This window comes from Pseudomonas cerasi, from assembly GCF_900074915.1.
Classification (GTDB): domain Bacteria; phylum Pseudomonadota; class Gammaproteobacteria; order Pseudomonadales; family Pseudomonadaceae; genus Aquipseudomonas; species Aquipseudomonas cerasi.
Genome location: NZ_LT222319.1, coordinates 697,832 through 717,859, shown reverse-complemented (window position 1 = coordinate 717,859; position 20,028 = coordinate 697,832). Strand labels below are relative to the sequence as shown.

The window sequence follows — 20,028 nt, the reverse complement described above, 5'->3', positions numbered from 1 at the left end:
GGTCATGCTGTGGACATAGATTCCTACAGCATCCAAGGCCCGCGACGTGAACTTCAATCCCCCCGCGCTCAGATCAACGTCTGCACGTGTGCAGATCTGCTTGACCGCAGTCATGCTGTGCACACCCCTGCTGTTTTCCGCGCATGCCGGAGCAGCCGGCACGGCTTCTGAACAAGCCAATGTGCAAGTGATGATTCGCCAGCTCAACGCGCTCGAGGCCGTCGCGCAACGCAGTGTCGATCTTCCACAAGACCCGGCCCAACGCTATCACCTGGACTATCCCCGGTTGGTCAGCGACATCGCGCGCATCCGCCAGGGCCTGCAGGACTATCTGTCGCCCTCCCGGGCACAGCCTCGTGACCCCGTAGACATTTCCGGCCAGTACAACGTCAGCGGTGATCACACGCGATGACGATGTCCTCCAGCAACAGGAGCGTAAGAAGGTACGTCGAGCCTACACCCTGCCTCAGAACTCGACGCTGATGGGATCAGTGGCCATGTCAGCATTGATTGGCCGGGTTCCCGTGGATGGGACGGTTAATGACCCCTACCCGTTCAAGGTGCTGATCGGTCCGGACAACCTGACGGCCAATGGCATCGATCTCCCAGACGTGGCCGGTGCCGTGGCCAGCGGTACAGCGTCCGGCGACTGGACCCTCTCATGCGTGCGTGGGCAGATCAAAAGTCTGACCTTCGTGTTTACCGACGGCACTGTCCGCACGTTACCCGCCCCAGCCCAGGGCGGTAATCAGCAGAATAATAACCAGAACAACCAAAACAACTCTGGCGACCAACAACCCATCCAGGGTGGTCTGGGCTGGATCAGTGATCCCTACGGCATTCCGTGCATCGCCGGCGAGCGACGCAGCAATGCGCAGCAGTACATCGGTTCACAAGCCCTGATTACCGCAGCAGGTGCTGGAGCAGCCTCGTTGATCAAGACCGAGGGCAGCACCTCCTCTTACATCTCGAACGCTTCTGGGACGCTGGGTAGCACCGGTTTGTCTGGTAACGAGGCGATGGGAAAGATCCTGACCCAAGGCGTCACGGATGTTTCGAGCTGGGTTAACAAACTCTACGGACAAGCGTTCGCGGCCATTTATGTCCTGCCTGGTGCGCAAGTCTCACTGCACATCGATCAGGAGCTGGAAATTGACTACGAACTCAAAGGCCGCAAGGTCAAATACGCCTCAGGAGCGAACCATGCCAATGCCAACCTGGATTGATCAATTGGGGTCAGCGCGCAGCGCGCTGATGTTTTGCCTTCTCACGGCGGGCTTGCTGGCTGGATGCTCGACAAACAAAGAGCAAATGCTTCCGCATGGTCAAAACACCATGATGGATGTCTGGAACCAAGGGACGACCGGTTCGGCCGGGAGCGCTAGTGGCCGGCAATTGCTCGATGCACGCTCGGAGTTGCGCCGTCCAATCGATGTACGCGCTACCCAGCCCCTACAGGATAGCGCGGCCTACACCCGTACCGCTCAAAACGAGATCTACAGCCAGTTCAAGCGCCTGCCCAATCCGGACCTGGTCATGTACGTATTCCCTCACCTGGCGGGCTCCGATCCCGCGCCAGTACCGGGGTATACGACCGTATTTCCGCTGTATCAACGCGTGCAATATGCGATGCCCGGCGAGCGGGTGGAGGATTATTGATGGGACTTTTGAAGCGTTTGACAAAGCGTCGGGATCGAGGCGCTGACACCGTGGTTGATACTCCAGTCGAGACGATCGCCGATCAGCTACGAGATGAGGCCATCTTCGCACAGGCCAGAGAGCGTTATCTGGCTCGCCTGGCGGCTGAGGGCATACCAGAGCCTGGCGCGTGGCTAGATCCCAAGCGCAAACCTGCGACGGTCGACGATATCGCAGCCCTGTATGCCGTCAACCCGTCATTCGTCGACATGCTGCCCTGGACGGAGTACCTCCCTCAGGAGCAAGCGATGCTGCTCGAGGACGGCAAGTCACTGGCAGCATTCTATGAACTCACCCCCATCGGCACCGAAGGTCGGGATCCTGAGTGGTTACGCAAAGCGCGCGATGCTCTTGAAAATGCGCTGCAGGACAGTTTTGACGAACTGGATGAATCGCCTTGGGTGGTGCAGTTCTACGCCAGGGATGAAACCAGTTGGGAAGATTATCTGGAGACGTTGCATGATTACGTCCAGCCTCGCGCTCAGGGTACGGCGTTTACAGAAATGTACCTGCAGCAATTCAAACATCACCTAGAGGCAATCTCCAAGCCGGGAGGTTTATTTGAAGACACCAAAGTGTCTCAACTGCCCTGGCGCGGCCAGCAACGCAGGGTTCGCATGGTCGTCTACCGGCGCTGCACCGGAGATGGACTGGTTCGTGGCCAGACGCCGTCGATGTACTTGAAAAACATTTGCGAGCGCCTGACGGGAGGACTGGCCAACGCGGGCATCAAAACCCGGCGCATGGATCGCCATGACATTCGTCACTGGCTGTTGCACTGGTTCAACCCGCATCCCGAACACTTGGGATCAAAGCGCCAGGACATCGATCGTTTCTTCGAAATCGTCAATAACCGCACGGTCGAACCACCAGAAGAGGGCACGCTGCCGCTGGCCAGCGGCGATGATTTCTCTCAGTGCCTGTTCTACAGCGAACCGCAATCGGATGCCAAGAAGGGTCTCTGGTACTTCGACTCGCGCCCTCATCGGGTCATCGTCCTCGATCGCTTACGCGATGCGCCAAAGACCGGGCACCTGACGGGTGAAAACCGTAAAGGCGGGGACGCGCTGCATGCCTTGTTCGACAAGTTGCCCGAGGACACAGTACTCAACATCACGCTGGTGATCACTCCACAGGATGTTCTGGAGGCCCACCTGGAAAAACTGGCACGTAAATCAGTCGGTGACAATCAAGCCTCCGCCCTGACCCGTGAAGCGGTCGACGAAGCCCGGAAACTGATCGGTCGAAAACACAAGCTGTACCGGGGCAACGTGGTTTTTTACTTGACCGGCAAGGATGAGCAACAACTGGAAAGTCGGAGCATGGAGCTTGCCAATGCCATGCTTAGCGCCGGTATGGAACCTGTCTATCCTCGTGATGAAGTCGCCCCTCTCAGCAGTTACCTGCGGTGGCTGCCCGCCAGTTTTGATGTGAACAAGAAACATGCTTTGGACTGGTACACGCAGATGATGCTCGCCCAGCATGTCGCGAACCTTTCGCCAGTATGGGGGCGTGCCAGCGGCACGGGCAACCCCGGCATAACCCTGTTCAACAGGGGCGGGGCACCGCTGACGTTCGACCCATTCAACAAGCTTGATCGGCAGATGAATGCCCATCTGCTCCTGTTTGGCCCGACAGGTTCAGGTAAGTCAGCCACGGCCAACAATTTGCTGATGCAGTTAATCGCCATTTACAGGCCGCGCCTGTTCATCATTGAAGCCGGTAATAGTTTCGGCCTACTGGGAGATTTTGCCCAAAAGCTTGGGCTGACGGTCAACCGGCTCAAGTTGGCGCCAGGGTCGGGCGTGAGTCTGGCCCCCTTCACTGATGCCATTCGCCTGGTGTCAACACCTGACAAAGTCACGATCTTGGATGCCGATGACATTGAAGGATCCGATGAGCATCTGCAAACAATGCCTGAACAGGGCGAAGAGGAGCGTGATGTTTTGGGCGAAATGGAGATCGTAGCCAGGCTCATGATCACCGGCGGCGAAGAGAGAGAAGAGGCTCGACTCACTCGCGCAGACCGCAGCGCCATTAGGCACTGCATTCTGACGGCAGCCAGAACATGCTTTGACGCTGAACGAGCAGTCAAGACGGAGGATGTGCGTGATGCGCTGAGTGACGCTGGCAAGGACACCACCCTTCCGGAAAAGCGCCGAGAACGCATGTTTGAGATGGCTGAAGCCATGGACATGTTCTGCATGGGGGCTGACGGTGAGATGTTCAACCGGGAGGGTACGCCTTGGCCTGAGGCCGACATCACAATCCTGGACTTGGCCACCTACGCCCGCGAGGGGTATAACGCCCAACTGTCGGTCGCCTACATCTCGCTGATCAACACCGTGAACAACATTGCAGAACGGGACCAATTCAAGGGGCGTCCGATCGTCAACTTCACTGACGAGGGTCATATCATTACGAAAAACCCCCTTCTCTCGCCCTACGTCATCAAGATCACCAAGATGTGGCGAAAACTCGGTGCCTGGTTCTGGCTTGCCACTCAGAACATCGACGACCTTCCGTCAGCAGCAGCACCGATGCTTAACATGATCGAGTGGTGGATCTGCCTGAACATGCCACCGGATGAAGTGGAGAAAATCACCACGTTCCGTAAGCTGACGCCTGCGCAAAAGTCACTGATGCTGTCAGCCCGTAAAGAGAGCGGAAAGTATACTGAAGGGGTTGTGCTTTCCAAATCGATGGAGGTTTTGTTTCGAGCCGTGCCCCCAAGCCTGCTCCTGGCATTGGCCATGACTGAGCCGGAAGAAAAAAAACAGCGGTACGATCTAATGCAGTCATTAGGGGTAGACGAGCTGGGAGCCGCAATGGCGATCGCACACGACCTCGACCGCCTTCGCGGGATTGAACCGACAACCATTACATTCCCCGCTTCACCCTTGGAGAACCTGGCATGAGAGCCATGGATGCCCTGACTCAAAATCTGATCGACAGCCTGACTCAACTGCTCAAAAACCCACAGGAAGATGCTCTGCTGGCCTTGAAAATTTGCGCACCGGTCCTGATCGAACACCTGGAAGTCGTGAAACATGTAGCGGTTGATCGTCGAGAGATCCAGTCCCAACTGCACAAAGCGCTGGACCAGTGGCTTGAGCATCACCCACAGCCCGAAAGCGCCCAGAAGGCTCTTCTCACGTTGCTGAATCAGGAGTTGCTGGCCAAACAGTTCCTCGATAAAGAGGCCTCCGCATGAAGCGACCCACACGTCGCCAAATTCTCTACTGCATCGGTGCGGTCGCCGTGGCTATCTCGCCTTTTCTGCTGGCAGAACTGAGGCAGAACACGCTTGGCATCTCAGGTGGCCCCTTGGAGCAGGCAGTCGATCAGCAGAAGCAAAGTGGCGGATGGGTTTACGGGAACCGTAGTGCCCGATTCACCATCGTCGAGTATGCAGATCTGGAATGCCCGTACTGCAAGGATTACTTCCCACAGCTCAAAGCATGGGTGGATCAGCATCCAGACGTGAACCTGCAGTGGCACCAACTACCTCTTCCAATGCACGAGCCGACCGCGAGCTATGAAGCTCGGTGGGCTGAGTGCGCAGGGATCGAGCGAGGCAATGACGTGTTCTGGCTCGCCGTCGAGCTCATTTATCAACGTACTCGGTCGAACGGTGCTGGAACTGCTGGAAATCCGCAGATCCCGGGGTTTGAGGATCGACAGCACTCTATTGATAACTGCGCTTCGAGTAACCCGGCTGTCCGACAGACTGTTGTTAGGCAGGCTCACAAGGCCAGCCTGGACGGCATCACTGCCACACCGACGCTGGTCATCAAGGATAAAGTCTCTGGACGATCGATCAAGCTGCAGGGAGCACCTGACGGTAACGTGCTGCTTTCCGCAATCGACTGGCTGGTCAGCACGAAGGATTTATAAATGAACCCAGCCTTTGAACAAGCCTTACAAGCGCGCTTACTATGGGTGCAGGTCCGTAGCTATGGCTCACTTGGTTTTCATCAGATGGCGAAGATCGTTGCCCACAACGCGTACTGGCTTGTGGAAGAGCTTGCTATGCTGCAAGCGCGCTGCAAGATGCGCTACGCAGTTCCCTACGGCGCAAGATGCCGACTTATTCTCAGTGACGTTCCCAGACTGGCGGACCTGAGCAGGCTCAAGCGACGAAGCTCAGATCGTTGAGGAGGATCGCGAAGCGGCTGCCGAACACCTCCGAAGGGAACAGTCGAAGACCTACGCTATCAAGTGCATCAAACGTAACGACTGGAAGCGCTGAACCTTCCATTCCCCGGACAGAAATTTTCTGCGGAACTCCATGCTTTGTGATGACCACGTATGGTTTTGTTACATGAACAAATGCCCCATAGCATAGGACATATAGATTATGCAAATAAGGAACAGTCATCTCTATTCAGCCTCAAGACTGGTGCAGAATACCTTTAATGCCTCGTCTACGAAAGAAGCGGCTAATACAATAGCAAAAAATAATGAATCCGCTGCGCTGAGCGCAACTCAAACCGCACGGACACACGAGGGCGATTCGAAAGGCAAATCTAGTAATGGCTCTCAATCATACTTCCGAAGTATGAGGTACGCTGCTTATCTTGCGGGCAGCGCCTACCTCTACGATAAAACAGTCAATGATTTTTTTCTTTCTACCACTTCCTTAAATGACGGCAAACAAGGCTTTACCAGCGACGCCCGCCTGCAGAAGGCAGAGAAAAAGGCAGAAGCTAATTATCATGCCTACCATAATCGTGCCAATTTTGGAGGTGTTGCGCCGACGCGTTCTTCGTTATTGCCAAAATTGTGTGGGGAAAATCTTTTCGTTACGATGTTGGATTTTCGCGCCGCTACAAAAGTGCACATGAAGAACTTAATCGACACCAAGGAAGCGCATGATTCCATAGCTAATAATATTTCTTGCATCATGGGTGAGCGTGTCAAGCCTGAGTTGTTGAAAAAACACGGTATTGTCCAAGCTCCGCCAGATTTCGATATAACCAAGGGCGCGTCTTATGATTGCAAAAATAAGTATTCTTTGTCCGGCGTGCCAAATCAAGAGACAGGGTCTTACGGCTATGCATCACGATCTGTCTCTAATCCTTTTATTGAAAAAGGCGAGAACCATCATGCCCGAGCAATCAACAGTGAGCGGGCATTGACGCCAAGGAATTGTGTCGATGCATTGCAGCCGCTCCTACAGAAAAGTGAGGGCCTAAGTCCTGAAGCCCAATTCCGTGCAGGGCAAGCTCTGCTGATACTCAGGCCGTTGTACTGTAGTTCAGAAAATTGGGGAGATGCTCACAAAGTACTGATGCCCTTTCTTGAAAAAAAGGGTCTAGTTTCTTCTCAGGAAAATCAAAAGCTTGGCGCAACTAGGCCGTTTACACAAACCGATATGGAAAAAGGAATTGCACGGCGCAATACTAGCCTTGCAGGACCTACACTAAACAAGCTTAACATATTTTTGCAAAAGTCGATTTACAAGAAAGATGAAAAAGCAATAAGTGATCTGACAGCCAAAAAGCTGGGTGAAATGAAATACATCCCTATCGCCCATTTCAAGATGAATGAAGATATTTCCAGCTTTGAGGATTCTTCTGGTCTGGCTGATTCATTTACTGGATATAACGTATCGGCATACATCAATCATGCACGCTTGTTGAGTGGTGAGGACAGACTTTCCAAGAAAGACGTGATCGCCATAGTAGGATGCCTTAATGCTATTTACGACAACGCCAGTAGTGAACGCCACACTCTTAGGGAAATTGCGCACGGGTGTTTCGTTGGAGCTGGCTACACAGTGGAGGATGCTGAAGATTTTTACAATGACGCATGCAAGGCTGCAGCGACGGAGTTTTATAGCGGAAGGGCGATCAATGTACAATCGCAGCTATACAGTAGCTCGGTTGACAAGCCTGATTCGTAACGTTTCTGTAGGCAGCATGCGTATTTGCGGACGGGCGTCGGGGTTAAGTTAACTTTCTGTTCCATTGCTCCTCGCCCCCCCCCCCCCGGATAGCTGCCTATCAGGATTGGCGGAAATTCGCTGTCGTTCCAAAGAGAGTCAGCAGCAGGCCTCCGGGAAAGCCTACCACCAGTGTTTATGCGACGTTATAAGAAAATGCTACCGCGCCTGCTGCTCGATGGCAGGCGCACGGCCCAGACAGGCGCCACCAAACCCCAACCGTCCCGATAACGGTTTCCTACTGACGGCTCTTCATCAATCGCGTTTCCTGTACCTGACACCATCTGCAGGTACTGCCACATGCTTCCCTCCAGAACCTATTGCTTCAGATCCAAACGTAGCCTTTTGGGCTTCCTGGGCTTGGTCATGGCCGCCCAGATCACCCTCGCACACGCGGAGACGTGGGTCATTACGGACCGTAACCATCCCGTTCAGACATCGGCACATGTCCGGCTGATTTTCCTGGACGAGCAAGAGCGGCTTGAGACCAAGCTTTCGGAAGGGCTACCAGCGAATCAGCAACAAGCCATCACCATCATGCAGCAGCGCCTCAAGAGCGCCGATGCGCAGCGCTTGCAACGCGACCTGGCCTTAGCTCAACAAAACCTCGTAGACGCCTGGAGCATTGGGGTCACGAAGGTCCCAGCAGTGGTGGTCGACCGCACGTTTGTTGTGTATGGCGAACCCAATGTTCTGGCGGCGGAACAGCGCATTGCCCAGTGGCGTGCTGCTGCCCACCATCAAGATGAAGCTGGCCAGGGAGATATACCGTGATGAACCTGCGCAAGCCTCCTGCTTGGACGGCCTTGGCCCTGTCGATCTCGACCGGGCCAGCCGCTGCGGGCACCGTGACATCGGCCACCCTCGCCGCCTCCACCCTGTCGCCTGACTGCCTGGAATACAAGGTGGTCGGAATCTGTTACTGGCTGCTCTGCACCCCGTTTGGCTGCAAGGTGAAGACATCGACCAAGGTTCGCCACTTCGTTCCGGACGCGGTAGTTTCAAGCTACTCCAATACCGGCGAAAACCCTTGGGTCGAAGTCTCTTCGCTGAGCTCACCCACCTCATTCGCCCAGGATGGCGGCGACGGGACCATCAATCACAACAACGAAGACAGCCTGGCTAAATTCAAAAATGCTGACGTCATTGGTCACCCAGGGGGAGCGACGTTCAGCCGGTTTGCGAGTGCTTCTGGCTACGCCTGCCCAGGTGCTGCTACTCCATACATGCCTTACCTCTTGAGCACACTGGATACGGTTGCCTGGCGCCACGGCGTTCCTGAATCGGTGTACCCGGAGGCACTCATCCCTGGCCGCAGAGAGGTGGGCGGCCTTTTCTCTGGGGACATGTGGGGTAGCGTTTACCCCCGGAGCGGCTTCATCCATCAAGCCGACGATTACAAGGCAGCTGCGGTCATTGCTCAACGTGCTGGCGATGTGGTCACAAGAATTGGACAAGTCCATGTCTACCTACCCCTACGCGCACTACCGATGCCAGGTTATTGGCCAGCAGGAGAACTGATTGAAGGCGTCGCTGCCACGGGTAAGTGGCAAGAGCTCACTCCTGCTCTCAGTCCAAGCTGCGCTGTATTTCCTAACTTTGGCCCGGGCATGCAGGCCACAGACGGCTCATACGCCTGGGCGCTATGGCGACCCTATTCCTGCTGCAAGCGGGCAGGTCAAACTTTTCTTGGCAGTACGGACTTTCAATGATGATCAAGAGGACTTCAATCATGCGCCGCGCCGCCGCCATGTTGACTATCGCAATCATGAGCGCCCTGACGGTAAACAGCGCCCTTGCCGAGACGCCAGGGATCAGTGCCAGCTCGTCCGGCAGCGTCATCGGTGACGATGTGTTGTACAGCGTCGGTGGCGGCAACGCCGTGACCATGGGAAGCGCCGGGAACATGGACAGCATCAGCATTGGCGGTGGCTGGAACAGCAACCTGGTCTGCGGAAACATGAGCCTGAACAATACACTGGAGAATCAGTTGAACGGTGCCACTTCCGGCTTTCAGACGATCATGGGCTCGATGATCTCCAACGCCACCAGCGCAGTGGCCTCATTGCCAGGGCTGATTATCCAGCGCGCCAATCCAGCGCTTTACAACCTGCTCACCAACGGCATCCTGCAAGGCCGTCTTGATTTCGACCGCTCCAAAGGCACGTGTCGCGCCATAGCGGACAAGATGCTCGATGTCGCGGGCGGACAAATGGGCTGGGACAAGATCGCCGAAGGCCAGGCCATGAGTCAGGCAGTGAAAACCGGAAACACAGACGCGGTCTCAGCCGTTGCTCAGGTCGAAAAGCAAGGTGGGAATGACGGTATCACCTGGGTGGGTGGGAGCAAGGCCGGTGGATCGGGCCAGCAACCGATCAAGGTCGTAGGCGATGTCACGCGGGCAGGATACAACCTGCTGAACGGACGTAATGCCGCTGATACAGCGTCTATCAGCCCATCGAGCTGCAACAACGGCATGGTGTGCTCTACCTGGCCTTCGCCGCAGGATGCAACCACATTCGCCAACCGTGTTCTGGGAGAGCAGCAACAACGCACGTGTGAGGGTTGCACCAAAACCACCTCTACTGCTGGCGTTGGGCTCACGCCCCTCATTCAAGAGTCCTACGACTCAAAACTCAAGGCACTGCAGGAGCTTATTTCAGGCAACAAGTCCCTCACGCAGGAGAACCTGTCGCAAGCCAGCAGTAGCTCTCTGCCTGTGACGCGTGGCGTGGTCGAGGCCCTTCGTTCCGAACACGACCAAGACATATTGGCCAAACGCCTTGCTTCAGAGCTGGCATTGTCGGACGTACTGGGCAAAGCGTTGCTGCTTCAACGCACGATGTTTACCGGGAGCAAGGAACCGAACATCGCCGCCAATGATGTGGCCCAGCAGGCGGTCAGTCAGCAGAACAACAACCTGCAACAGGAAATTGACAACCTGAAGACCGAGCTGGACATGCGGCGCAATCTGGCCAGCAACTCTCCGACAGCCATTCTGCAACGGGCTCAAATCAGGAGGGACGGTTCAAAAGGCATCTTCCAAGGCGACCCGACGCCTGATCGTCTTGACCAATTGCAAAGCCCCAAGAAGGAGGACTGACGATGACGTCAACCACAACAAAAACTGGACGATGGAGAAAAGCGGGTAAAGCTGCGCTGACTTTTCTATTGATGTCATTACTGATGGCGCTACTGGTCGTGACGTTTCTGACGTTCGTCGACAAGGTGTTTGGGGATCTGGAGCAATTCAGCGAATGGCAGAGGACGCACTACGGGTACATGCTGGCCTGGCGGCTGTTGGTCTACGCAACGCTGGCCTTCGGATGGCTCAAGATCAGGAAGCAACTGGTTCAACAGGCATCCTCCGATATTCCCGCAGGTCTAATGCGATGTGAGGTGATCGCCCTGCTGTTGATTGCATTGATGGAGCTACGGCGTGCCGGCCTACTCGAGGGAGTCAGTGCACTATGATGTTACACACCAATGATTATCTGGAGTATTACCTCACGCTGGTGGGCTGGATCATCAACAGCGGCGTCTGGAACATGATTGAGGACAGCGGCTTGGTGGCCGCGCCGTTTGCCGCCATCATCATCAGCGAATGGCTCAAAGCACGTGCTGAGGGTGCCGACGAAGGTAACAAAGGCGTACTCTCGCTGGCTCGAGTGGAGAACCGCTTCTACACCGCGATTCTGGTCATCATTGTCTGCTGTATGCCTTTGGTGACGGTCAGCATCGACACGTTGCAGTTTGATCGGAGCCGCTCGGAACAGTGTCAGTATTCGGTCCCCAACCCTGCCGATACGGGTTGGAATACCTCATTCAGTACGTTGAATGGAAAAAGCGCCGTTGTTCCTGTGTGGTGGCTATTCGTGCATGCGATGTCAAAAGCCGCAACCGCAGCCTCCATCGCGGCGATCCCTTGTGGTGTAGACCTGCAACAAGTTCGAATGGATGTGAATAGAGCGCGTATCAACGACCCACTACTGGCACAGGAAGTCGCCGACTTTACCAACGACTGCTACGCATTGGCACGGTCGCGACTATTCATGACTCAACCAACGCTCACCAAAGAGCAATTGAACGACGTCAACTGGATCGGCTCGCGGTTCTTCCTGCAGACGCCAGGCTATTATGATGATGGTTTCTCTGGGTTCAGGTCTCACAGTCCTCGGACCAGATGGCCCTACGACGCAACAAGAGATGCGGCCCTGCCACAAACCACTGGTGGTGGGGGATTTCCTACGTGCACTCAATGGTGGTCGGACGCAAGCATCGGCCTAAGAGCCAGACTGCTGGAACAGGTCAGTCCAGATCTGCTGAGCAAGCTCGCTCAGTGGGCAAAATTCATGACTCCGAATGAGGTGAACGACTCAGTCATTCGCGATCTGGTCTCCCCGAGGAAGCAGAAACTGACCCAGGGACAGGTGTATACCGACTACGGAGGCCAAGTGGGTGGATCAGTAGCAAACGATGTGACCCGCCTGACTGCTACAGTCGGGCAAGCGTTTGGATCTGTTGCGATGTACCCTGCCATTGACAGCGTCCGTCAGGCGGCCCCCATGGCAATGGCGTTTTTGAAGATGGCTTTGATCATCTGCATTCCATTTGTCCTGGTATTCGGAATGTTTGATCTGAAGGTCGTGATGACGATCACATTCGCCGAGTTTGCACTGATTTTTGTCGACTTCTGGTTCCAACTGGCCCGCTGGGTGGACAGCACGATACTGGACGCCTTGTACGGCAACGGGATCGGCAGTGACGTCCCTCATTCCAATTTTGATCCAGTGTTCGGAGCGAGCAATGCGCAGGGAGACCTGCTGCTGGACTTCGTAATAGGGGCAATGTTCATCGCCTTGCCCAGTTTTTGGGTCGTTGCGCTTGGCTGGACCGGAATGAAGCTTGGTTCACTAATGAACGGACTAAGCACAGCGACAACTAAAGCTGAAGAGGCGGGAGGTAAAGGTGCAGGAAATGCTATATCTGTTATTAAAGGAAAGCTGTAGACATATTTAACTAACCATTAAGCATAAGCATGCCAAGCAGGCCTCCGATTCTCTGCTTGGCATCCTAGTCCACCCGCCGACCGGCAACGTAGGTACCGAAACCATCTGAGCCTTCTCGAAGCTCCTTTCGATAAGGGTTGTCATCATCAAAATGAACGAGCTGAGAACCACGCAAAGCGCGTTCAATATCAGGGTTTGTGACGAAACCGATTGCGATTGCAATAAAGCACACAACCGCCAACACATACAGCAATCCCCAAGCCACGAATAACGCGCCAGTACCGACCACCGCCGCACGGGCACCCCACTTGACTGGAGTGATGATCACTCTAGGCACACCGGTGCGGTCGAAAAGCGACCAGAACGCGCGCTCAACATTGAGTATTCGACGCAGACCACAACCGAGCACGTGACCAAAACGCGCTGCACCGCTTAAATCTGTATTGGCATCTGTGGTCATGTTGCACCTCGCCTGATCGATTAGAGCATGTCGTATTGACATCAATTGATAGCCCATTAGTGAGTATCTTCAGCTCAATCTCCCTTGAAAATCAAGCCCTCAACGAGCAGTTGGGCAACAGATACCGACCGTTGAGAGGCGCGGATTGACAGTGTTTTGACCGAAAAGCTGTCCCGGCCATCCTGCGCTTCACCTGGAGACATGCAGCGCAGCCATGGGCCTTTCACTGGATTTCAATCTTTGCCTGCCCCGGATTGTCAGCACCAAAGGGGAAATGGGCTGAAGCAAAAGGGCAAGGCGAAGGGTTTGAATGGAATGGGGAATAAGGGTAAGTGCCTTACCCGAAAAGGCCGGCGAGCCCGCCGGAAATGGATGCCGAAAGGGCTAGAAAGGCAGCTTTGCACGAATTGAAATTTACAAAAAACCATCCTAAACAATCACTTGGAGGCTACATTTTCTTCGGCAAGCATGGCAACATCGGTTCGCTGACACTGTTTGGATCCCAACCATTCAGGTGGCGGCTCATGTACATAACCTTTCCAGGATGGATATGTGTCACCGCCACTGTAAAAATGACCCCCTAACGCCAACCTAGAATTGACCCCCCTGGGTAAAACTGGCGGCTTTGAGCTGCCAATATGTTGACCCAGGAGCAGTCTGTGGAAATTAAAGTGTTGGCCCGTCAGGGCCATGGCATCAAATTCATCGCCCGTGAGCTGGGTATTTCGCGTAACACCGTGCGCAAGTACCTGCGAAAGGCCCGGTCGCTACCCAGTGACAAGGTGAGACCCGCACGTCCGTGCAAAATCGACCCCTTCAAGGACTACCTGCACGAGCGTATTGAGGCGGCGCGCCCACACTGGATTCCGGCGACCGTCCTGCTGCGTGAGATCACGGCATTGGGGTACAGCGGCGGCGTCAGTCGTCTGAAGGCTTATATTCGCCCCTTCAAACGTAAGGCAGAAGAGCCGGTGGTACGTTTCGAGACACTGCCCGGCAAGCAGATACAGGTGGACTTCACCACCATTCGACGAGGCCGTCAGCCGCTTAAGGCGTTCGTGGCGACACTTGGTTTTAGTCGAGCAAGCTTTGTCCGTTTCTCCGAGCGAGAGGACAGCGAAGCCTGGCTGACAGGGCTTCGGGAGGCGTTCGCTTACTTTGGCGGCGTGCCCGAGCAGGCATTGTTTGATAACGCCGGAACCATCATCACCGAGCGAGATGCTTTTGGGGAGGGCCAGCACCGTTGGCATCCCCGATTGGCTGCGCTGGCCGATGAGTTTGGTTTTATTCCCAAGGTCTGCCGCCCTTACCGTGCCCAGACCAAGGGCAAGGTTGAGCGCTTCAACGGGTATCTGAAGGGCAGTTTCATTACCCCGTTGGCCGCTACGCTCAAGAGTGCGGGTCTGACGCTGGATGTGGTGACGGCCAACGCACATATCGGCCAATGGCTCGACGAAGTCGCTCATCAGCGGATTCACGGCACGACGGGTGTTCAACCGGCGGTACGTCTGGCCCAAGAGCAGCAGGTACTATTACCACTGCCAACACAGAGCCTGCGCCCGCAACCCGCCCAAGGCCTACGCCTGGGACGGGTCCTGCCGTACGAGAGCTTGCAGCATCCGCTGTCGGTTTATGAGCAACTGCTGGAGGTGAGAGCATGAACCTTCAACATGCTCGCCTGACAGAACTATGCAAGGGGCTAAAGCTTGAGCGCGTCGGGGTGGACTGGCCGCACCTGGCCCAACAAGCAGCAAGCGGCGAAGACAGCTTTGCCGACTTCCTCGAAAAGCTGCTGGCTGCCGAGACCGATGCCCGAAGTGAACGCTCTCGACAGGCCCTGCTGAAAACTGCCGCGCTGCCCGCTGTGAAAACGCTGGAGCAATACGACTTCGCGTTTGCCACCGGCGTCCCCCGGGCACAGCTCCAGGAGCTGGCAGCACTGAGTTTTGTTGGACGTGCCGAGAACATCGTGTTCCTGGGGCCTAGTGGTGTAGGCAAGAGCCACCTGGCTATCGCCCTGGCCTACCGGGCAGTGATGGCCGGTATCAAAACCCGCTTCGTCACGGCGGCTGACTTGATGCTGCAACTGACCGCTGCGCACCGCCAGGAACGGCTCAAGGAATACTTCAGTCGTGTGGTGATGGCCCCTGGGTTGTTGGTCATCGATGAAATCGGCTACCTGCCGTTTGGTCGTGATGAAGCCAACCTGTTCTTCAATGTTGTCGCCAAGCGCTACGAGCAAGGCAGCCTGATCCTCACGAGTAACTTGCCGTTTACCCAGTGGGCCGGAACCTTTGCGGATGATCAAACACTGACAGCGGCCATGCTGGACAGGCTGTTACATCATGCCCATATCGTGCAGATGACAGGTGAAAGCTATCGACTCAAGGACAAGCGCAAAGCAGGAACCAAATCTTCTCGGGCCGAACCGGCTCGAAAATATGAACCCGAGGGGGGTCAAAACTAAGTTGGCGATTTAGCACGGAAGGGGGTCACTTTTTAGTTGGCGTTGACAGATATGGGTTTCGACTTGTCACGCTGAGCCCTATAGAGCAAAAGGCCCACCATGACTTCATCATGGGTGCCTCAATGCTTAGTTTCTTTCAGCGAAGAAAAACATCGCCAACCACGCCCTCCAATGCTGCTACAGGGTTTATCAAACCCGAGTCTTGCGACGAGTTACTGTCTACTCCCCGGCGGCGTCAGCTCATTGAAAACATCTGGCAGCGAACGTCCCTGCCCCGCGCACAGTTCGATACGCTATACGTGCAGGCATTCAGGAGCTACGCAGCCTTGGTGCAGCATCTCCCTGCCTCGGAGAACCATCACCATGCCTATCATGGTGGCATGCTGGATCACGGGCTTGAAATCGTCGCCTACGCACTGAAGATCCGGCAAATGTACCTGCTGCCCATCGGAGCCCCGCCCGAGTCGCAGGCCGCTCAATCCGAAGCATGGTCTGCCGCATCGGCCTACGGTGCGCTCGTGCATGACCTCGGCAAGATTGCGGTGGACGTCCAGGTGGAACTGGCAGACGGCACGACCTGGCATCCATGGCACGGACCTCTGGATCAACCTTACCGATTCAAGTACGTGAAAGGTCGCGACTACCGGCTGCATGGAGCTGCTTCGTCGCTGATCTACACCAACGTCATTCCGGCGAAGGCACTGGACTGGCTCAGCGGGTTTCCCGAGCTCTGGGCCCAACTGGTGTTCGCGTTCGCAGGGCAATATGAGCATGCCGACATCTTGGGAGAAATTGTCTCTCAGGCGGATCAGGCTTCGGTGGCGCAAGAACTCGGCGGCAATCCGGGTCGGGCAATGTCAGCGCCTAAACAATCCATTCAGCGGCAGCTGGCCGAAGGCTTGAGGATGCTCATCTCTGAGAAATTCAAGCTGAACCAGCCCGATGGTCCTTCAGACGGCTGGCTGACGCAGGACGGCTTGTGGCTTGTCAGCAAGCCTGCAGTAGACCAGCTCAGGGCTCATCTGCTGTCACAGGGCATTGAGCACATTCCGACGTCCAATGCCCCCATGTTCAATCTGCTCCAGGATCAAGCAATCATCCAGCCTAATGGAGAGGGGAAGGCGATCTGGAAAGCCAACATCGACAATGGTCGCGGCTGGAAGAACACGTTCACGGTGTTGAAGATAGCGCCGGCATTGATCTGGCCGAACGCTACCGAAAGACCAGAGGCGTATACCGGCACCCTTACGGTGGAAGCCGCAGGACCGGTGGAAGAAGTCGAGCAAGCGCTTGTGGGAGCCGCCGAACCACTATCGGTAGGTAACAACAATAAGATACCTGCCGCGGTCAATCAGACGGCGCAGCAATCCTCTCAGAAACAAGCACCGGCACCAGTGAAAGATTTTGATGCGCTGGATGAGCTGCTCGATCTATTTCCCGATCCAGTACCTGCTGTTCCAACTGCACCAGTGCAAAGTAGCCCGCAGAGCACTGACGACGATCAGATCCCCTTTTCTCCTCCAACCAAACCACCTGCACGGCTTAGTCAGCCCAAGCAGGCTGAGGCTGACATCCCCGTTTTTGCGACAACTCCAGCAACAGACACTGCCAAGAACTCGACTGACTCGGCCCCGAATCATGGCACCAACTTCCTCACCTGGCTGAAGGGCGGTGTGATCTCTCACCGGATCATCATCAATGACGCCAAAGCGCGTGTACATACCGTGGACAGCACGGCGTTTCTGGTCAGTCCGGATATCTTCAAACGCTACGCGCTCGAGCATCCGGCGATTGAGCATGAGGCGAAAGAGCGCGATCTAGAAGCCTGGCAAGTGGTCCAACGATCTTTTGAGAAGCTGAAAAAACATCGGAAGACGCCCGCCGGCCTGAACATCTGGACGTGCCTGGTCAAAGGACCACGCAAAAGCAAGCAACTGCGGGGCTACCTGCTCATTGAGCCCACCGACGTTTTTAGCGAAGTGCCCTATGACAACCCGGTCATCAGCTTGGCGGACTTGGCAGATAAGGAACCATCTGAATGAACACGATGACACTGCCTGAGCTGACCCAGGAATACATCCTCACTCATGACCTGAGACCCGACACCGTCAAGATCTACTGGGCTGCCACAAAGTCCTATGTCAGATTCTTCGGCGACCGTCTGGCAAGCGAGACGACGCACCGGGACATGCTCGACTGGCGCAGATCCGAACTGGAGAGAGTTTCCAAGCGGAGCTGGAATACGTACTCCAGCCATTTGCGCACCATCTACGGCTACGCAATCGAACACGGTCTGGTAGACATGGTTGCTAACCCACTTAAAAACACGAGTGTGATGCCACCCAAACGCCCAAAAAAGACAGTTGCGAACGACGCTAGCATCCGCGCTCGTAACTGGCTCCAGGTGTTGGCAGCAGAAGAGCGCGCCACTGGAAAACGGACAGAAATTACTCCGGCCTGGTTCTGGCTCACCGTGTTCGAAACCTTCTACTACACGGGGCTCAGGCTCAACGCGCTGCTGTGCCTGCGATATGCGGATGTGTACCTGGGCGACCGGCTGATCAGAGTCAGAGGTGAAACAGAGAAAACTCACCGTGAGTTCCTGATTCCGATCCCGGATGGGCTCATGGCACAGTTGGAAACCATCATGAATGCTGCTAAAGCAGTGGGTTTTCAGCCCGAAGACCAACTGTTCAACGTAAACAGATTTTCTGGTCACTACCGTCGTCAGGAGATGAACTCTCATCAGGTGGAGGCCATGTACAAAAAGCTCACCGCGATGACCGGGGTACGCATGACTCCTCACCGGTTTCGTCACACGATCGCCAGCGAGCTGATGACGCTGCCAGAGCGCAATATCTATTTGACCAAGAAACTGCTGAATCACTCAAATATCGCAACGACGATGGATTACATAGAGCCGGACTACGAGATGATGCGAGCGGTGATGAATGAGCGAGGCAAGCGACCGGCCAAGATCAGCTACCTGGCAAAAGCAGATGCGGCGCAGCGAGCTGAAAAACATTACTCTGTAGCTGCTCCAGTGAGGGACTTGACTTCGGGATCGTCGATACACGAAAGGACAGCAGTTGCCGACAGAGCATCGGGGCACGTCTTGGGCAAAACGCCCGCCCAGACCGTGCAGTTAAAGCGCAAAAAACAAAGTGCCCCTTTGAATTCGCACTCGGGTACGACAATACAGGCTGCACCAGATATCACGTCAGGAAGTCACGAGTACATACCGTCCCCCTTGAATGAAGGCGACCCTGCCGTCAGGCAACTACCGTTAGGATGCTCCAGCCCGGAAGATCTGTTGAGAAGCTTGGGCGAACTCACCAAGTGGGTACAACACAACATTGCCGGTGAAGGAACTGGTACTGAACCAGTGATTGAGGACAGACCTGTACCAAGCCAGGATGCTCGGCATCTACGCCCTGAAATGCTGGAAATGAGCGGAAGGATAGGCAGGTCATGGTGATCCAGCCGCTATAGAGACAGTTGTAAAAATGCTCAATCTGCCATTATCAGCAGATGCAGCAGATGCTTCGCACTGCAGATTATTTAGTTATGAGGCCTAATGACTGCTTCAGGCGGGCCTACGCCAGCACAGCACAGCACAGCAATTTTTTCCAAAAAAAATGCCCCGATCACAAGCTTTCGCTTGGAACGGGGCGCTCTAATTTGACATCACCGGATGCTGGCGCTATCTTTCGCTCCAGACGGCTGCTTGCCTGGTTAAACGCACCAAGACGCTTGTCCGCTTTTTTGCAATGACCGACTACCTAAAAATCTAAAGATCGAGCTATGTAGCAACAGTATTTGGTCGGGGTAAGGGGATTCGAACTCCTGACATCCTGCTCCCAAAGCAGGCGCGCTACCGGACTGCGCTATACCCCGGTAAATCAAGGCACCTCAACCAGCTGCCTGCGACCTGATACGAGTGGCATCAGATCTTTAAGATTCGGCTCCAAGGCGAACCTTGAAGCCAAAAATGGTGGGTCGTGTGGGATTCGAACCTACGACCAATTGGTTAAAAGCCAACTGCTCTACCAACTGAGCTAACGACCCAAATATGGTCGGGGTAAGGGGATTCGAACTCCTGACATCCTGCTCCCAAAGCAGGCGCGCTACCGGACTGCGCTATACCCCGACTGAAACTGCATTGAACCTTGCGAAATCTGGCTCCACGACCTGGACTCGAACCAGGGACCCAGTGATTAACAGTCACTTGCTCTACCAACTGAGCTATCGCGGAACTATCGATTTCAGATTCAACTTTACAACCTGTCGCCTTGAAACCAGCTTGCTGTTAACTCGTTGATTTCAATCTCATCGACCTTTCCGCTTCGTTTGTATCGTTGCGTTCACGTCTCTGAGGCGCGCTATTCTACAATTTTAAAAACACCTGTCAACCCTATAAATTGCTTTTTAAGACAATGATTTGCGA

General features: G+C 55.0%; 17 protein-coding genes, 4 tRNA genes and 1 pseudogene. 17 read left to right on the top strand and 5 right to left on the bottom strand.

Annotated features, from left to right (window positions below; all coding sequences use genetic code 11):
- The first annotated feature begins 112 nt into the window (after positions 1–112).
- From PCPL58_RS05725 to PCPL58_RS05665, 13 genes and pseudogenes are all read left to right on the top strand, one after another.
- Positions 113–412, top strand: a complete 300-nt coding sequence (locus tag PCPL58_RS05725) for an integrative conjugative element protein, RAQPRD family (protein WP_414860609.1) — start codon at positions 113–115, stop codon at positions 410–412.
- A pseudogene (locus tag PCPL58_RS05720) lies at positions 378–1,226 on the top strand (TIGR03752 family integrating conjugative element protein); the annotation flags it as partial. The gene PCPL58_RS05725 and the pseudogene PCPL58_RS05720, both read left to right, overlap by 35 nt.
- Positions 1,204–1,659, top strand: coding sequence for a TIGR03751 family conjugal transfer lipoprotein (locus tag PCPL58_RS05715; protein WP_005740043.1), 456 nt, complete (start codon positions 1,204–1,206; stop codon positions 1,657–1,659). The pseudogene PCPL58_RS05720 and the gene PCPL58_RS05715, both read left to right, overlap by 23 nt.
- Entirely contained in the window at positions 1,659–4,616 is a 2,958-nt protein-coding gene (locus PCPL58_RS05710) for a conjugative transfer ATPase (RefSeq protein ID WP_065348998.1), read from the top strand. Before PCPL58_RS05715 ends, PCPL58_RS05710 begins: the two co-directional genes overlap by 1 nt.
- A complete protein-coding gene (locus tag PCPL58_RS05705) occupies positions 4,613–4,912 on the top strand; it encodes a hypothetical protein (RefSeq protein ID WP_004662717.1) in 300 nt (99 codons plus the stop codon). The genes PCPL58_RS05710 and PCPL58_RS05705 overlap by 4 nt, the downstream gene beginning before the upstream one ends.
- Positions 4,909–5,595: a DsbA family protein gene (locus PCPL58_RS05700; protein WP_065348997.1), complete on the top strand. Its 687-nt coding sequence runs from the start codon at positions 4,909–4,911 to the stop codon at positions 5,593–5,595. Before PCPL58_RS05705 ends, PCPL58_RS05700 begins: the two co-directional genes overlap by 4 nt.
- Positions 5,596–5,856, top strand: coding sequence for a hypothetical protein (locus PCPL58_RS05695; RefSeq protein ID WP_057425711.1), 261 nt, complete (start codon positions 5,596–5,598; stop codon positions 5,854–5,856). It begins immediately after the preceding gene.
- Positions 5,857–6,058: 202 nt separating this feature from the next.
- Entirely contained in the window at positions 6,059–7,606 is a 1,548-nt protein-coding gene (xopAG, locus tag PCPL58_RS05690; RefSeq protein ID WP_065348996.1) for a XopAG/AvrGf1 family type III secretion system effector, read from the top strand.
- 339 nt (positions 7,607–7,945) lie between these two features.
- On the top strand, positions 7,946–8,419 hold the full coding sequence (locus PCPL58_RS05685; protein WP_044423197.1) for a TIGR03757 family integrating conjugative element protein: 474 nt from the start codon (positions 7,946–7,948) through the stop codon (positions 8,417–8,419).
- A complete protein-coding gene (locus tag PCPL58_RS05680) occupies positions 8,419–9,357 on the top strand; it encodes a TIGR03756 family integrating conjugative element protein (protein ID WP_065348995.1) in 939 nt (312 codons plus the stop codon). The genes PCPL58_RS05685 and PCPL58_RS05680 overlap by 1 nt, the downstream gene beginning before the upstream one ends.
- Before the next feature lie 20 nt (positions 9,358–9,377).
- A complete protein-coding gene (locus PCPL58_RS05675) occupies positions 9,378–10,748 on the top strand; it encodes an integrating conjugative element protein (protein WP_065351004.1) in 1,371 nt (456 codons plus the stop codon).
- A gap of 2 nt (positions 10,749–10,750) precedes the next feature.
- The gene (locus PCPL58_RS05670; protein WP_005736141.1) at positions 10,751–11,119 is read left to right on the top strand and encodes a hypothetical protein; all 369 of its coding nucleotides are present in this window, start codon (positions 10,751–10,753) and stop codon (positions 11,117–11,119) included.
- Positions 11,116–12,654, top strand: coding sequence for a conjugal transfer protein TraG N-terminal domain-containing protein (locus PCPL58_RS05665; protein WP_065348994.1), 1,539 nt, complete (start codon positions 11,116–11,118; stop codon positions 12,652–12,654). The genes PCPL58_RS05670 and PCPL58_RS05665 overlap by 4 nt, the downstream gene beginning before the upstream one ends.
- 64 nt (positions 12,655–12,718) lie before the next feature.
- Here PCPL58_RS05665 and PCPL58_RS05660 read toward each other — a convergent pair whose 3' ends face one another.
- The gene (locus PCPL58_RS05660; protein ID WP_065351003.1) at positions 12,719–13,114 is read right to left on the bottom strand and encodes a DUF3742 family protein; all 396 of its coding nucleotides are present in this window, start codon (positions 13,112–13,114) and stop codon (positions 12,719–12,721) included.
- Positions 13,115–13,752: 638 nt separating this feature from the next.
- On the opposite strand from PCPL58_RS05660, the gene istA reads away from it, so the two are divergent.
- The 4 genes from istA to PCPL58_RS05640 all read left to right on the top strand — a co-directional run bounded on the left by istA (position 13,753) and on the right by PCPL58_RS05640 (position 19,059).
- On the top strand, positions 13,753–14,775 hold the full coding sequence (gene istA / locus PCPL58_RS05655) for an IS21-like element ISPsy4 family transposase (protein WP_002551322.1): 1,023 nt from the start codon (positions 13,753–13,755) through the stop codon (positions 14,773–14,775).
- A complete protein-coding gene (istB, locus tag PCPL58_RS05650) occupies positions 14,772–15,581 on the top strand; it encodes an IS21-like element ISPsy4 family helper ATPase IstB (protein WP_005741073.1) in 810 nt (269 codons plus the stop codon). Before istA ends, istB begins: the two co-directional genes overlap by 4 nt.
- A gap of 110 nt (positions 15,582–15,691) precedes the next feature.
- A complete protein-coding gene (gene mobH / locus PCPL58_RS05645; protein WP_083188321.1) occupies positions 15,692–17,623 on the top strand; it encodes a MobH family relaxase in 1,932 nt (643 codons plus the stop codon).
- Positions 17,620–19,059, top strand: a complete 1,440-nt coding sequence (locus PCPL58_RS05640; protein WP_065348992.1) for a site-specific integrase — start codon at positions 17,620–17,622, stop codon at positions 19,057–19,059. The genes mobH and PCPL58_RS05640 overlap by 4 nt, the downstream gene beginning before the upstream one ends.
- Before the next feature lie 342 nt (positions 19,060–19,401).
- On the opposite strand, the gene PCPL58_RS05635 is transcribed toward PCPL58_RS05640, so the two are convergent.
- The 4 genes from PCPL58_RS05635 to PCPL58_RS05620 all read right to left on the bottom strand — a co-directional run bounded on the left by PCPL58_RS05635 (position 19,402) and on the right by PCPL58_RS05620 (position 19,836).
- Positions 19,402–19,478 (bottom strand) — tRNA-Pro (locus PCPL58_RS05635).
- A gap of 95 nt (positions 19,479–19,573) precedes the next feature.
- Positions 19,574–19,649: transfer RNA gene (locus PCPL58_RS05630), tRNA-Lys, on the bottom strand.
- Between the two features lie 5 nt (positions 19,650–19,654).
- Positions 19,655–19,731, bottom strand: a tRNA-Pro gene (locus PCPL58_RS05625).
- Between the two features lie 29 nt (positions 19,732–19,760).
- Positions 19,761–19,836 (bottom strand) — tRNA-Asn (locus PCPL58_RS05620).
- Positions 19,837–20,028: the final 192 nt, after the last annotated feature.